The sequence below is a fragment of the Dysosmobacter acutus genome (assembly GCF_018919205.1).
Classification (GTDB): Bacteria; Bacillota; Clostridia; order Oscillospirales; family Oscillospiraceae; genus Oscillibacter; species Oscillibacter acutus.
Window position 1 is genome coordinate 1,479,189 of record NZ_JAHLQN010000001.1, and the last position, 13,540, is coordinate 1,492,728.

16 protein-coding genes are annotated in these 13,540 nt (G+C 57.4%); 15 read left to right on the forward strand and 1 reads right to left on the reverse strand.

Annotated features, from left to right (window positions below; all coding sequences use genetic code 11):
- The first annotated feature begins 7 nt into the window (after nt 1-7).
- The 12 genes from KQI82_RS07130 to KQI82_RS07185 all read left to right on the forward strand — a co-directional run bounded on the left by KQI82_RS07130 (nt 8) and on the right by KQI82_RS07185 (nt 11,275).
- Nucleotides 8-931 (forward strand): DUF3991 domain-containing protein, encoded by a 924-nt coding sequence (locus KQI82_RS07130; protein ID WP_241426645.1) that lies wholly within the window; start codon nt 8-10, stop codon nt 929-931.
- 64 nt (nt 932-995) lie between these two features.
- Nucleotides 996-4,262 carry an S-layer homology domain-containing protein gene (locus KQI82_RS07135; protein WP_241426646.1) on the forward strand — a complete coding sequence of 1,089 codons (3,267 nt, stop codon included), beginning with the start codon at nt 996-998 and terminating at the stop codon, nt 4,260-4,262.
- Between the two features lie 84 nt (nt 4,263-4,346).
- Complete coding sequence (locus KQI82_RS07140; RefSeq protein WP_216632156.1) at nt 4,347-4,721, forward strand: single-stranded DNA-binding protein; 375 nt, start codon at nt 4,347-4,349, stop codon at nt 4,719-4,721.
- Nucleotides 4,721-5,671, forward strand: a complete 951-nt coding sequence (locus tag KQI82_RS07145) for a ParB N-terminal domain-containing protein (RefSeq protein WP_241426647.1) — start codon at nt 4,721-4,723, stop codon at nt 5,669-5,671. Before KQI82_RS07140 ends, KQI82_RS07145 begins: the two co-directional genes overlap by 1 nt.
- Nucleotides 5,643-6,050, forward strand: a complete 408-nt coding sequence (locus KQI82_RS07150) for a synapsin-1 (Synapsin I) (RefSeq protein ID WP_241426648.1) — start codon at nt 5,643-5,645, stop codon at nt 6,048-6,050. Before KQI82_RS07145 ends, KQI82_RS07150 begins: the two co-directional genes overlap by 29 nt.
- Entirely contained in the window at nt 6,037-7,092 is a 1,056-nt protein-coding gene (locus KQI82_RS07155) for a DUF4240 domain-containing protein (RefSeq protein ID WP_241426649.1), read from the forward strand. Before KQI82_RS07150 ends, KQI82_RS07155 begins: the two co-directional genes overlap by 14 nt.
- Entirely contained in the window at nt 7,089-8,015 is a 927-nt protein-coding gene (locus tag KQI82_RS07160; protein WP_216632158.1) for a ParM/StbA family protein, read from the forward strand. Before KQI82_RS07155 ends, KQI82_RS07160 begins: the two co-directional genes overlap by 4 nt.
- The gene (locus tag KQI82_RS15645) at nt 8,005-8,307 is read left to right on the forward strand and encodes a hypothetical protein (protein WP_241426650.1); all 303 of its coding nucleotides are present in this window, start codon (nt 8,005-8,007) and stop codon (nt 8,305-8,307) included. Before KQI82_RS07160 ends, KQI82_RS15645 begins: the two co-directional genes overlap by 11 nt.
- A gap of 14 nt (nt 8,308-8,321) precedes the next feature.
- Nucleotides 8,322-9,557, forward strand: a complete 1,236-nt coding sequence (dcm, locus tag KQI82_RS07170) for a DNA (cytosine-5-)-methyltransferase (RefSeq protein ID WP_216632159.1) — start codon at nt 8,322-8,324, stop codon at nt 9,555-9,557.
- Nucleotides 9,554-10,516, forward strand: coding sequence for an amidoligase family protein (locus tag KQI82_RS07175; protein WP_216632160.1), 963 nt, complete (start codon nt 9,554-9,556; stop codon nt 10,514-10,516). Before dcm ends, KQI82_RS07175 begins: the two co-directional genes overlap by 4 nt.
- Nucleotides 10,517-10,521: 5 nt before the next feature.
- The gene (locus KQI82_RS07180; protein WP_216632161.1) at nt 10,522-10,770 is read left to right on the forward strand and encodes a hypothetical protein; all 249 of its coding nucleotides are present in this window, start codon (nt 10,522-10,524) and stop codon (nt 10,768-10,770) included.
- Nucleotide 10,771: 1 nt separating this feature from the next.
- Nucleotides 10,772-11,275, forward strand: a complete 504-nt coding sequence (locus KQI82_RS07185; protein WP_216632162.1) for a gamma-glutamylcyclotransferase family protein — start codon at nt 10,772-10,774, stop codon at nt 11,273-11,275.
- Between the two features lies 1 nt (nt 11,276).
- Here KQI82_RS07185 and KQI82_RS07190 read toward each other — a convergent pair whose 3' ends face one another.
- On the reverse strand, nt 11,277-11,486 hold the full coding sequence (locus KQI82_RS07190) for a hypothetical protein (RefSeq protein WP_216632163.1): 210 nt from the start codon (nt 11,484-11,486) through the stop codon (nt 11,277-11,279).
- A 146-nt stretch (nt 11,487-11,632) separates the two neighbouring features.
- Between KQI82_RS07190 and KQI82_RS07195 the strand changes: the two genes are divergently transcribed.
- The 3 genes from KQI82_RS07195 (at nt 11,633) to metK (ending at nt 13,516) form a co-directional block, all read left to right on the forward strand.
- Entirely contained in the window at nt 11,633-11,899 is a 267-nt protein-coding gene (locus KQI82_RS07195) for a hypothetical protein (protein ID WP_216632164.1), read from the forward strand.
- A gap of 86 nt (nt 11,900-11,985) precedes the next feature.
- Entirely contained in the window at nt 11,986-12,375 is a 390-nt protein-coding gene (locus KQI82_RS07200; RefSeq protein WP_216632165.1) for a DUF3846 domain-containing protein, read from the forward strand.
- The gene (metK, locus tag KQI82_RS07205) at nt 12,365-13,516 is read left to right on the forward strand and encodes a methionine adenosyltransferase (RefSeq protein WP_216632166.1); all 1,152 of its coding nucleotides are present in this window, start codon (nt 12,365-12,367) and stop codon (nt 13,514-13,516) included. Before KQI82_RS07200 ends, metK begins: the two co-directional genes overlap by 11 nt.
- Nucleotides 13,517-13,540 lie beyond the last annotated feature (24 nt).

The window sequence follows — 13,540 nt, forward strand, 5'->3', positions numbered from 1 at the left end:
CATCACCATGGCAAGCGAGATCAAAAGACGCTTTACAGACACAGAAATGCAGATCGCCAAGGAAACGGATCTGCCGGAGCTGCTGACCCATTTGGGCTATCAGGTGCGGCGGATCGGCAGATACCATACCACAGCGGAAATGGACAGCCTGCGGATCAAGGACCGCCGCAAGTGGTTTCGGTACTCGCAGAATACCGGCGGGGACGCCATTACCTTCCTGCAGCAATTCTGCGGCAAGAGCTTTTCGGAGGCTGTGGAGTACCTACTGGCCTTTCACGGCAGGGCAAGAGACTCCCCCGCCAAAGCGGCGTCTTCCGTCAAGCGGGACGAGGTGCAAAAGCCCTTTACCCTGCCGCCCCGGAATACGGATGACCGCAGGGTGTTTGCCTACCTGCACAAGCGCGGCATCGCCCCACAGGTGATCCGCCAGTTTTTGAACAGCGGCCTGGTGTATGAGGACGCCGAGCATCACAACTGCGTGTTCGTCGGAAAGAACAGCGCGGGGCAGGCAAAATACGCGGCTCTGCGTGGAACCTATGACCGGGATGGCAAGGGCTTCCGCGGAGATGTGGCAGGCAGCGATAAACGCGTTGGCTTCGCACTCCCGTATGACCGCAGCTCAGATCAGGTTTTCGTATTCGAGGCGCCCATCGACCTGATGAGCTATCTCACACTCCACCGGAACACACCGAACGCGCTGGCCCTCTGCGGCCTTTATGACGGCGCGCTGCAAGCCTATCTGGCAGATCATCCGCAGATCAAACGGATCGAATTGTGCCTGGACGCAGATGGGCCGGGACGGGAGGCGGCTCGGCAATTACAGGACAAATACGCAGCCTTGGGCTACGCCGTGACCGTGGAGGAACCCCGCAGCGGCAAGGACTGGAATGAGTATCTGCAAAAAAGAAAAACACCTGAGAGGGGGCGGTAACCAAGTAATCAACAAGAAAGATCCAAAGAAACCTATTCGGAAAATATAAGGAGGAAGTTCGCATTTGAATAAAAAATATTTCTTTTCTCACCGTGTACTGGCCATGCTTCTGACACTGGCCCTGTGCCTTGGCATGATCCCCACGGCATCAGCCGCCCAGCAGAACAGCTACCATGATCCCGTCGAGCATTGGCAGCAGGCCAGCAACCGGACGAATGAACTGGATGTCAACGCCATCGTCACCCATGAGACCTTCTACTGCGCCACCTGCCGGGAAAACACGGATTTCACCGTCTGGCGTGTTCCGGAGTATACTCGCTCCGGTGAGACGGCCCTGAACCGCAACGTCAAGTATTCCAACGGGATGTGTATTGACGAAGTAACGGTAGGTAGTCTGGATGCCGGTGTCCCCGGCGAGAACGCCTATTACACCGGCTACCACTGGACCAAATCCGTATGCAGCCGCTGTGGAGACTGGAACAGTAACGAGACCAACGGCGCCCCCTACGCATGGGACAAGAACATCTACGTTCTGCATGACTGCGCCGCCAAATTTTATCTGGGTCTGCCGGAGACCGTTACCCATGAATATGTAGACAGCAAGTACCACCGCACTGTCACCAAGGGCGGCACCTACTGCTGCTTCTGTTACGGTACGAATTACGAGAAATCCTCTGTGCTGGAACGGCATGATATGGAAACAGAGACTCTGCCCCAGCCCGCTCATGGCCGTTTCGCTGCCGTGGAGAAGTGCCGCCTGTGCGACTATACCTGCTATGACTACACGGCGGCCAAGGCCGTTGTTGCCAGCTACTACGGCGTGGTAGACGGACAGCCCCATACCATCAGCGTCACGGATCTGTCCGAGTCCGGTGTCCGTACCGCCATCCGCTACGGCAATACCGCAGATAGTTGCACCATGACCACCGCACCCAACTATACGGACGAGGGTCAGTACACTGTCTATTACGAGATCACCTACACCTGTGACGGTGTGGATATGACGGAAAACGGTGTGGCCTATGTCTGGCTGCGGGATGATACCATAGATGAAAACGGCAACTGCGGCTGTGGCTGCTCTAACCCCAACTGTGGCTGTCAGAACAAGCATTGCAACGGAAATTGCTGCACCGACAAGGGCTGCGGTGAAAACCACAAGTATATTCTGCTGGACAGCACCAAAGCCGGCTGCACCACCCTGGGCTATGACCGCTATCTCTGCACGGAGTGCGGTAAGATCGAAAAGCGTGACTATGTGGACTCTCTGGGTCACGCATGGCAGAGCACCGTCATCCGTGACGCCACCTGCGAAACGGACGGCAAACTGCTGGAACTTTGCGCCCGCTGTGGACAGATGAAGCAGACTGCCACCCCCAAGGGCGAGCATACCTATGAGACCTACACCGTGGCCGCCACCTGCACCAATCCCGGCTACACCGTCCGCGAGTGCTCCGTCTGCGGGGATCGTCACATTGAGGACATCACGGCGGCGCTGCCTCACAATTACGAATCCCATGTGATTTCCGCCACCTGCGAAAACGGCGGCAAGACCATCCACCGCTGTGACGGCTGCGGCAGCAGCTTTGTCACGGATTACACTTCTCCGCTGGGGCATAGCTGGGACGAGGGTACGCTTGTCACCAACGCCACCTGCACCGGCGAGGGCGTGATGGAATACCGCTGCACCCGCTGCGGCTATCACCGTCTGGATGCCGACCCCGCGGATGGCCACATCCCCGGCGCTCCTGCTACCTGCACGGAACCCCAGCTCTGCACCCGCTGCGGCGCAGTGCTGAAAAACGCGCTGGGACACGATTACAAGTCCGAAGTGACCGCCCCTACTTGCACCGAGATGGGTTACACCACCAACACCTGCACCCGCTGTGGCGACACTACCAAGACCGACTATACCGAGCCTGCCGGTCATAAACCCGGCGACTGGATCATCGACAAGGAGCCGACTACCGATTCCGAGGGCAGCAAGCACAAGGAGTGTACCGTGTGCGGTGAAAAGCTGGAGGCGCAGCCCATTGAGAAAATCTACAACAGCGCCACCACGGACAGTAAGGGTGAGGCCATTGTGGGCGGATACCTTGTGACCGTCACCGATACCGACACCAAAAATCCCGTGGCAAACGCCGCCGTTGCGCTCCACAAGGATAACAGCATCTCCATCCGCCTGCCCAATAGCCGCCTGCTGGACTACGATGACCAGACCACCGTGACCGTGCAGCTTGTCAAGGACAAGTCCGCTGTGCCGGACATGAGCATCGCTGTCACGGACAAGAACGACAACTATGCCGCAGACAAAACGAACAAGGCAGGTCAGATCACCGTCCCCACCGGCAGCGGTAAGACCAACGAGGACGGCAAGGTCACTACTGGCTATGAGGATGCGGACGGCGACCGCTGGACGCTGACCGTCAAGGTCATCCGCACGGACACGAAGCGCCCCATCTCCGGCAGTGCAGTGTCCATCGGCAAGACCGGCAATATCACGGTGAATCTGCCGGACGGCACAGATCTGGACGCCAAGCATCAGGTGACGGTCATCGTGGCCGACCACAAGAAGGCTCCCCAGCAGGGCAAAAATGTTACGGTCAAGGGTGATCTCGGCCAGTCTGCCGCAGGCAAGACCGACAAAAACGGTGAGCTGACCGTCCCCGAAGTGGAGCAGACCGAGCGCCACGGCGTTTACATCGTCGGCTACACGGACGGCACCTTCGGCCCCAGCCACAGCATGACCCGCGCGGAAGCCGCCGCTATCTTCGCCCGCCTGCTTGCCGAGAAGAACGGCGATACCATTTCCACGGCGGCAAATACCAAATTTGCGGATATTCCCGCCCATGCATGGTATAGCGGCTATGTGAAGTATCTGAGCAACAACGGAATTACCTACGGTAAGAGCAAGACCATCTTTGCCCCCAACGATGCCATTACCCGTGCTGAGTTTACCACGATGGCTGTCCGTTTCTTTGATGTGTACGGTGATGGCGACGCTAAGATCATGGAGCAGTTCAGCGGCTTCAACGATGTTTCTTCCGGCTATTGGGCGGCAGAATACATCAAGTACGCCGCGCTCCACGGCTGGATCAACGGCTACGGGGACGGCTCGTTCCACGCAGACCGCGAGATCAACCGCGCTGAGGTCGTCACCATTGTCAACCGCCTGCTGGGACGCGAAGCGGATGAGGACTACATTGCGGACAACCTCCGCAAGCTCAACACCTTCCCGGATGTGAGCCGCAAGCATTGGGCGTATTACGCCGTCATGGAAGCTGCCAACGCCCACACCGCCGTGCTGGGCGAGAACGAAAGCTGGAGCAAGTAAATTGTATCCCCCTGCGGGTGGTCTGAGAGCAGACCACCCGCACTTTTTAACTAAACCTAACCATTAAAAAAAGGAGCACTGAATATGCTGAAAATTACTGCCATTGGCAATCTGACCCACGAAGTGGAACTGAAGATGAACGAGGCCACCGGCAAACCCTACGCTATCCTGCGCATCGCCTCGGACCGCCGCTATAAGGATAAGGACGGCAACAAGCTCACCGATTATATCTCCATCAAGGTGCGCGGCCCTCTGGCCGAGCGCTGTGCGGCGTTTGCGTGGAAGGGCTGTAAGCTGGCAGCTACCGGCGATTTCGAGACCATCACCTTCGCGGACGATCCCCAGCGCCAGCCCGGTTTCCTCATCAAAGCCAGCGATGTGGAATTCCTGTCTCCCCGCAAGGCGGAGGAAACGGCGCAGGAATTGGAAGATGAGTCTGTCCGCGAGGTCGCTGCCTGATGAAAAATACCGGGATCACATACACCAGCGCAGAGCGCAGTCCTGTGATCCTGCCTGAGATGGCCGAGCTGCTCCCGCCTTTGAGCGCGGAGCAGTCTGCCGCTCTGGAAGAGGATCTGCTGCGAAACGGCTGTTACTCCCCTATCATCGTCAATGAGGACATGGTGATCGTGGACGGGCATAACCGTCAGGCACTGTGCGAAAAGCATGGCCTGCCCTATACGATGGCGGTATTCTCCTTCGAGGATCTGCTGGAAGCCAAGCAGTGGGCGCTGGACACGCAGAAAAATCGCAGAAATCTGGAAAAGTGGGAGCTGGGTAAGATCGCGCTGAAGCTGAAGCCGGAGATCGAGGCAAAAGCCAGGGCAAACCAAGGGACACGCACAGACCTTTCGGCAACATTGCCGGAAAGTTCCGATACTGTGGACACCCGCAAGGAGCTGGCAGAAGCAGTCGGCCTGGGTGAGCGCACCATGGGCAAGGTCATGCAGATCGATGAGAATGCCCCGGAGGTCATCAAGGAGGCGCTGGACAAAAAGGAACTGTCCATCAACAAGGGCTATGACCTGACCCGGCAGCTTCAGGACCTTCCGGAAGAGCAGCGGGAGCAGGCGGCCGCCGAAGCGCTGGAATACGAAAAAGCGAAAAAAGAACTGAAAAAGCAGGATGCCGAGATCGACCGGAAAGGAAAGATCGCGGCGCTTTTCTGCAAAGCGTATGAAAAAGCCGTCCTGCTGACGCCGTCCGAAGAAAATATCCGCTGCTGGACGGACGGGACGCGGATGACCCCGGAGGAAATGCAGGATACCGTGAAGGAATCCCGCGAGCTGGCGGAGGTGTTCCGGACGATTGCGGATATCATCGAGCAGAAGATCCTGCCCGCGGATTGGAGGTGTGCCGATGCAGAAAGTGAAGAAAACAATGCCCAGTCGGACGGGAATCCCGCCTGACGCGCAGGCGGAGATTTTGCAAAAGCTGTCTGCCGAGACGAAGATCACTTCCTGTGAGATCGCGGAGATCTTGAAAAAGCATGATGTCTGCGGAGATATGGATGCGCTCCAGGACGCCTACCGGAAACGGCTGGGACAGCGTCTCCTGTCCGGCATCCGGGACGAGAACGGCAAGCGGGAAATCCTCTCCACCAGCGGCGGCGAGTATGTCATCGTAGACTGCTGCAATGACCCGCAGAAGTTGAAAGCCATCCAGCGCCGCATTCAGGCGCAGATGAATGGGCTGGATGTGTCTGCCGGGAAGGTGCATGGGCGCGTTCACTTTTTAGAGCGTTTTGCGGGCTGGGTAAGAAAGGAGCGGTCAGATGGAGCAGCATGACAAAATGCTGTCCCCGGAGGAACAGTACGCGCAGCTTGCGCCGACGCTGGACGCAGACGGTTTCTCGCTGTATGCCGCCGCGGAAGAAGCCACCGGGCTCAAGGTCTATGAAGAATTTCCCTATGAGGATAACCGGGGAATGTTTGAGCTGGCAGACGGACACACGCTGCTGCGGTATCTGGAAGCGGCATACTTTGGGACCGTTACCTGGGAGCTCGTCCCCGGCACACCCTATGAGCGTGCTGTTCTCGGTGAAGTGGATAAGACCACGCCGGAGTATCGTGCGTTTTATCAAAAGGTCTGCGCGGGTGCGGCAGCGCACATCAAAAAACGTATTGGAAAGGAGATGAAGAATGTGAAGGAACCGATCACAGAGATCAACAAAGAATCCTTCTGGGACCTGATCCATGAGGCAAAAAACGTCTGCGGGCAGGATATGGACGCCATGCTGGCCTATCTGAAAGACCGGCTGGTTTCTATGGGCTCCGTACAGGCGCAGAATTTCCACGACATCATCCACGCCTATGAAGATCTCGCGGACAAGTACGGTCTGTGGGACGCGGCAGGGATCATGAAGGAATACGGCTGCAGCGATGATGGGTTTATCGACTTCCGCGCCTGGCTTATCGCACAGGGGCGCGAGGTCTATTTTGCCGCACTGTCAGACCCGGACAGCCTTGCGGATGTCGTTTCCTACGGCGATTGCTGCTTTGAGCAGTTGAGCTATGTCGGGGACTATGCCTACGAGCAGCTCACCGGGAAAAGCGCCTATGATCAGACAGATTGGAGCGCATATGAAGCGCTTTTGATGAAGCTGGAACAGGATATCGTCTATAAGGGCGGCATCGAGTTTCCCAGAGAGAGTGCGGATCTGAAGAAATATCTGCCCCGGCTCTGCGCGAAGCATCCGAAGTGGGACGGTCAAACACGCTGGAATCCGCAGCTGAAGGAGATCCGGGATCTGATCCATGCCGGAAAGGACTATGACCGGCGCCAGACATCAAATAAGAAGAAACGCAGCCGTGGAGGTGAGGCAAGATGAGCGAGTCCATGATTGTTGGTGTCGACCACGGCTATGCCGCTATGAAAACAGCCCATTTCTCGTTCCCCTCCGGCCTGGTAGCGTATGAGCATGAGCCATATACGCTGAAGGACGTGCTGGAATACGGCGGAAAATTCTATGTGGTGGGCAGCGGGCGTCAGGCGCTGCAGAAGAACAAAACGCAGACAGAGGATTATTACCTCCTCACGCTGGCGGCCATTGCAAAGGAACTCTCCTTCCGTCATGCGGAGCCTGCGGCAGAGATCCATCTGGCGGCAGGACTACCCCTCACCAGCTTCGGGCGGGAGAAAAACGTATTCCGGGACTATCTGCTCCGGGATGGGAAAGCGGTGAATTTCCGCTATGAGGGACAGGAATATTCCATCGCCATCCGCAAGGTGTCACTGTTCCCGCAGGGCTATGCCGCAGTTTTGACCCAGAGCATCCTGCTGGATGAGCCTTCTGTGATCGTGGCGGATATTGGCGGATGGACAGTGGATCTGATGCGCCTGGACAACCGTATCCCCAATGCATCGACCTGCCGCAGTCTGGAACTCGGTATGATCCGCTGTCTGGATGAGATCGGTGAGCAGATCCGCCGCGCACTGGGCCTGTCTATGACGGCGGCACAGATGGAAAGCGTGTTGCGCGGCGATGCTGTCCATATCAACGAGGATGCCAGAAAAATTATTGACCGGCAGGCAGACGCCTATGTCCATCGCCTGCTCTCCGCCATTACGGAGAGCGGACTGGATACCCGTGCCATGCCTGCTGTTTTTCTGGGCGGCGGCGCGGCGCTGCTGAAGCGGAATGTATCCGCTGCGGACGGCCTTTGCCGTCCAGTCATCCTTGACGATGTGTCCCTCAACGCCAAAGGCTATGAGCGGCTGGCGGAACGTCTCTCCAAGAACGATGAGCAGTAACAAAAAGCGGATCAATCTGTCCTTTTCCATGTCCTCACCCATACAGCGCAGGGCGTGGAAGAAGCTGACGGAGATCCCCGCGGGGCAGCGCACCGCCGCGGTCTGCCGCATGGTCTGTGAGTATAAAGGGCAGCAGGAACTGCTGGACGCCGTTCGCCAGACCATCCGGCAGGAACTGCGGGGAGTGCAGCTCACCAAAGAAGAAGCGCAGGATAGCGTCAGAGTTAGGGATGTAGATGAAAGCGTCCTCGGCTTTTTGCTTGCCCTGCAGGAAGGAGATGAGATGACCTGATCCGATATTTTGATATGTTCGCCGGCATCGGCGGCTTCCGCACGGGATTGACCCGCGCGGGCGGTTTCCGGTGTGTAGGACACTGCGAGATCGACAAATACGCCAATGCCAGCTATGAGGCCATTTATGAGCCGGGAAAGGAGGAACGATATTATCACGATGCCACAAAAATCGACCCCGCAGACCTGCCGGACTTCGACCTTCTGTGCGGAGGATTCCCTTGTCAGGCATTTTCAATCGCTGGCAGAAGAAGGGGCTTTGACGACACCCGTGGCACTCTCTTCTTTGAAATTGCCCGATTGGCTCAATCCAAACGACCTTCGTATCTTCTGCTCGAAAACGTTCCGGGACTGCTGTCGCATGACAAAGGCCGGACGTTTTCTGTCATCCTCGCCACGCTTAATGACCTGGGGTACCGCGTGGAATGGATGGTGCTTAACAGCAAACATTTTGGAGTCCCGCAATCCAGAAGGCGGCTGCTCCTTATCTGCTATCTTGATCCCCGATGCGCCGGAAAAATATTTCCTATCTTCGGCACAGGTGGAAAAGCTCTTATACAAGTCCTCGGAGGCTCGCAAGGCTCCCGTGTCTACGACGCAGACGGAATAGCCTGCACGCAGACTGCCGGCGCTGGAGGTGTGGGCGGCAAAACAGGATTATATCTGGTGGGCTTTAATCGGAAAGATGGGATCGTCGGAAAGAGGGATACGGCAATTTCACTGAACGCCAGCGATTTCAGAGGCATCAACCGGAATCAAACGCAAAACGCTGTGCTGATAGACCTTTGCGGCGGGCATCCAAAGCAAACGGACACCGCCCGCTGCCTCACTGCCCGTTATGGTCAGACAACGCTGTCCAATCATAGAGCAGAGCGTTCCGGCGTTCTGCTCATCAAGGAAGCCACGAAAAAGGGCTATAAGGAGGCGAATCCCGGTGACAGCGTCGATCTCGGCTTTTCCGGGAGCAATACCCGCCGTGGTCGTGTGGGACAGAATATCGCCCACACATTGGAGACGAGCTGTATCCAGGGCATCGTGGAACGTGGCGGACGCATCCGGCGTCTGATGCCGCGGGAGTGTCTGCGGCTGCAGGGCTTCGATGAGTGGCAGATCGACCGCATCCTCGCCATCCAGTCCGACGCGCAGGCATATAAGCAGGCAGGCAACAGCGTCACCGCCAATGTCATTGAAGCCATCGGACGCCGTATCCGGGAGGTGGATGCGGAACTGAAAGCCGGTGCTGCCGCATGATCGGGCTGAAGGATCAGTGCTTCGGCGTGGAAGTGGAAATGACCGGCATCACCCGTGAGCAGGCGGCAACAGCGCTGGCTTCGTATTTTGCAACGGACGCCCGCTATGTGGGCGGCGCTTACGATAAATGGTGTGTGACGGATCGGGACGGCAAAGAGTGGACGGTCATGAGCGACTCCAGCATCCACGGGGAGCAGAAGATCGGCAGCGGCTATCGTGCAACGGGTGACTACAGATACCGCGTGGAGATGGTAACGCCAAAGCTCACCTATGCGGAACTGCCCAAGCTGCAGGAATGTGTCCGGCAGGTACGCCATGCCGGGGCCAAGGCCAACAGCTCCTGCGGCATCCATGTCCATGTGGACGCCGCAAACCATAATCGGCAGAGTCTAAAAAACCTCATCGGCATCATGTACTCCAAGGAGGATATCCTGTTCAAAGCGCTGCAGGTCAATGAAAGCCGGGCGTCCCGCTGGTGTCAGAAGGTGCGGGAACCCATGCTGAAGCAGGCACGCAGGCTCTCGTCGGATGAGACCAGGGACCTGACGCAACTGGAGAATATCTGGTACGAGGGAGATAACGGCAGCGCAGACCACTATAACTGGACCCGCTATTACGCGCTGAACCTGCATTCGGTCTTTTACCGGGGGACGGTGGAATGGCGCTGTTTCAATTCCACGCTCCACGCGGGAAAAGTCGCCGCCTATGTGAATCTGTGCCTTGCCATCTCCGCCCAGGCTATCGCCCAGCGCAGCACGGTCATGCGCAAGACCCACAGTGACAATGAGTTGTTCACCTTCCGGGTCTGGTTGGTGCGGCTGGGGCTCAACGGCGAGGAATTCAAGCATACCCGTGACCACCTGTTGGCAAATTTATCTGGTGACCGCGCATGGCGTTTCGATAAGGACAGCTATACAGTCAATCAAAAGAAGAAAAGATCCAGAGAAATGGAGAGGTGAAGCCTTTGAAGATTCAAATTGAAGATACCGTGTACGAAGGAACCGCAGCCGGGATCATGGAACAGCTTCGGAATCTCAGCTTTGATCCCACAGAGTTCCCGGATGTGGAGACCTACATCTGGTTTGTACAGAATAATGTCATGCGCACCACGGGAATGGACTGCCCGCTGCCGGATGGCGATGCGGAGACACAGGCGGCAGCCCTGCTCCGTCATCTGGAACGCTTTGGCGCTCTGACGATGCTGGAGGTGTGATATGGAGGAAAACCTGTATTTTGCCTACGGCAGCAACCTTGATCTGGAGCAGATGGCGCAGCGCTGTCCGGATGCCGAGATCGTAGGCCCAGTCAGGCTGGAAAACTACGAACTGCGGTTCCGCGGCAGCGGTTTCGCTACCGTTGCGCCGAAAAAAGGCAGTACTGTCCACGGACTGGTGTGGAAGCTCACACCGCAGTGTGAACAGTCTTTGGACCGCTATGAAGGGTATCCCCGCCACTACACGAAAGAAACCGTGACTGTTAAGGATGCGGCCGGTGCAGAGATCCCCGTCATGGTCTATATCATGGCAGAGCCGTATTGCCGCCAGCCTGCACTGCCGTCCCCGTATTATTACCGCGTGATCCAGCGGGGCTTTGAAGCCAACGGCCTGCCGGTGGAATCATTACAGGCTGCGTGGGACAGGACCGTTGACGAGGTGTGGAGCGGCAGGATCGACAAGCCAAAGCGAGCGCCTGAGCGAAACAGAGGGCCGGAGCGGTAACTCAGAGCAGCGCCGGCGTCTGTGCAAGAAAGAAGATCACCAGAATAGAGATCACAAAGGCCAAGATCCCAACGAGCAGGAAAACCTTTTTGCCGGGGCGGATTTTTGCCGCCTTGCCGATCAGTGCGGCCGCGGCGACGCATACCGCGGAAACCGGTAAAGCGACGCCAAGCATCTTCCACAGCCATGAAAGCTCCCAAAACCATATCATCACAGCCGCCTCCTCATATTTTTGTTCGTAAGCACAGTGTATCACAGGCGCGGTATCCGCGCAACAGACAGTCGGAGTGAAAAAAGAGGTGTTCATTTTCCACGGTCTGTGTTACAATATCCCCTGTTTGTGAAAGGGGGGCGGATATGTTTTACACGATGGAAGAAGCCGCTGTCCTCGGCGGCTTTCTGGAACTGTATCTGGAACGGGACAGCGTGGACCCGGCGGTGCGGGAGCGGCACCGAAAATTCCGGCAGGGGTTGCTGGGCGGCGCACTGGAACGGACCGATTATGAATGGGCGGCTGCGGCGCTGGGATTCCTGCGCCCCCAATGGTGGCCGGAGCATGAAGATCATCGGGCATTGGAGAATGCCCTGCTGAAGACCCGGACGCTGGCATCAAAAAAAGAATAAGAATCACCATTTGCGGCAACGGCAGAGGAATCTGTCGCTGCCGCTTTTCTTTTGAAGAAGGAGGAACCCATATCAGCACAGAAAAAATGAAAGTCCTTGTGGTGTGCCCCATGGAACTGCCTGCGGTGCAGGAGATCGACCACACCCTTTCTGCCATGCAGGAACTGGTAGGCGGCACCATTCAGGCAGTTTATCCCTTCGATGACCCGGTGGCGCTCATCGCAAATGACGAGGGCAAGCTGCTGGGCCTGCCGTGGAACCGCGCCCTGACCGATGATCACGGTGTGCCGTATGACATTGTCTGCGGCACATTTTTTGTTGCCGGTCTTAAAGAGGATGATTTTGCCTCGCTGACGGAGCAGCAGATCGAAAAGTACAAGGACAAATACAGCAACGAAATGATCCTTTCTGTTCCGAAACAGCCGGAGGCACATAAGAAACCGATGAAAAAGGAGAAACATGAATATGAAAGATAGCTGCATTTTGACCGCTGAGTCAGTCACCGAGGGACATCCCGACAAGCTCTGCGACACCGTCGCGGACGCGGTGGTGGATGCCTGTCTTACGCAGGACGCCGCTGCCCGTGTTGCCTGCGAGGTCATGGCGACAGCCGGAAAGATCATCGCCGCAGGCGAGATCACGGCAGCGAAGCTTCCGGACATCCCTGCCATTATTTGCAGAACGGTGCGGGAAGCCGGATACGGCGGCAGCGACTATGAGGTGGAGGTCATCACCCATGAGCAGAGTCCCGACATTGCGGAAGCCGTGTGCGGCGGCACGGAGACCGGCGCGGGAGATCAGGGAATCCTGTACGGCTTTGCCTGCGACGAAACAAAGGAGCTGCTGCCCCTGCCTGTGGTGCTGGCGCATCGACTGACCCGCCTGTTGACCGATGCCCGCAGGCAGGGCATTATCCCCGGCCTGCGTCCGGACGGCAAGGCGCAGGTGTCTGTGGAATACCGCTTTGGAGTTCCGTACCGCATTGCCGCAGTGGTGGTATCCTGCCAGCATGAGGATAATCTGCCACTGCCGGAACTGCGCCGGGACATTCTGCGCCATGTGATCCGACCCGCCATGCAGGAACTCCCGCTGGACGAACATACCGAGGTGCTAATCAATCCGTCCGGACGATTTGTCCAGGGTGGCTTTGAAGCGGACACCGGGCTCACCGGACGCAAGCTGATGGTAGATACCTACGGCGGCCTTGTCCCTCATGGCGGCGGCGCGCTGTCCGGCAAGGATGGAACGAAGGTGGACCGCAGCGGCGCGTACATGGCCCGCTATATCGCCAAAAACATCGTGGCGGCAGGACTGGCAAAGCGCTGCACCATCAGCCTTGCCTATGCCATCGGTAAGGCACAGCCTGTAGCGGTGACGGTGGATACGGAGTATACCGGCATCTATTCCGATGATGTGCTGGAGCAGGCTGTCCGTACCGTATTCAACCTGACGCCGGACGGCATGATCGGGACGCTGGGGCTGGATCAGCCCATCTTCCGCAAGTTCTGCAATTACGGACATTTCACCCATGCGGATGCGCCCTGGGAGCGCACGGATATGACAGAGGTTCTGGAATGTGTCTGCCGCGCCAAGGACATGGGCGTATCGGAGCGATAACAGAAAAGGCCCGCGAGAGATGGT

Excerpts from the sequence above, each read along its gene's own strand:
- KQI82_RS07175 (WP_216632160.1), top strand. The coding sequence starts at position 9,554 with ATGATCGGGCTGAAGGATCAGTGCTTCGGCGTGGAAGTGGAAATGACC.
- KQI82_RS07190 (WP_216632163.1), bottom strand. The coding sequence starts at position 11,486 with ATGATATGGTTTTGGGAGCTTTCATGGCTGTGGAAGATGCTTGGCGTC.
- KQI82_RS07140 (WP_216632156.1), top strand. The coding sequence starts at position 4,347 with ATGCTGAAAATTACTGCCATTGGCAATCTGACCCACGAAGTGGAACTG.
- KQI82_RS07130 (WP_241426645.1), top strand. The coding sequence starts at position 8 with ATGGCAAGCGAGATCAAAAGACGCTTTACAGACACAGAAATGCAGATC.
- KQI82_RS07150 (WP_241426648.1), top strand. The coding sequence starts at position 5,643 with ATGCCCAGTCGGACGGGAATCCCGCCTGACGCGCAGGCGGAGATTTTG.
- KQI82_RS07160 (WP_216632158.1), top strand. The coding sequence starts at position 7,089 with ATGAGCGAGTCCATGATTGTTGGTGTCGACCACGGCTATGCCGCTATG.
- dcm (WP_216632159.1), top strand. The coding sequence starts at position 8,322 with ATGTTCGCCGGCATCGGCGGCTTCCGCACGGGATTGACCCGCGCGGGC.
- KQI82_RS07185 (WP_216632162.1), top strand. The coding sequence starts at position 10,772 with ATGGAGGAAAACCTGTATTTTGCCTACGGCAGCAACCTTGATCTGGAG.
- KQI82_RS07200 (WP_216632165.1), top strand. The coding sequence starts at position 11,986 with ATGAAAGTCCTTGTGGTGTGCCCCATGGAACTGCCTGCGGTGCAGGAG.
- KQI82_RS15645 (WP_241426650.1), top strand. The coding sequence starts at position 8,005 with ATGAGCAGTAACAAAAAGCGGATCAATCTGTCCTTTTCCATGTCCTCA.
- KQI82_RS07155 (WP_241426649.1), top strand. The coding sequence starts at position 6,037 with ATGGAGCAGCATGACAAAATGCTGTCCCCGGAGGAACAGTACGCGCAG.
- KQI82_RS07145 (WP_241426647.1), top strand. The coding sequence starts at position 4,721 with ATGAAAAATACCGGGATCACATACACCAGCGCAGAGCGCAGTCCTGTG.
- metK (WP_216632166.1), top strand. The coding sequence starts at position 12,365 with ATGAAAGATAGCTGCATTTTGACCGCTGAGTCAGTCACCGAGGGACAT.
- KQI82_RS07195 (WP_216632164.1), top strand. The coding sequence starts at position 11,633 with ATGTTTTACACGATGGAAGAAGCCGCTGTCCTCGGCGGCTTTCTGGAA.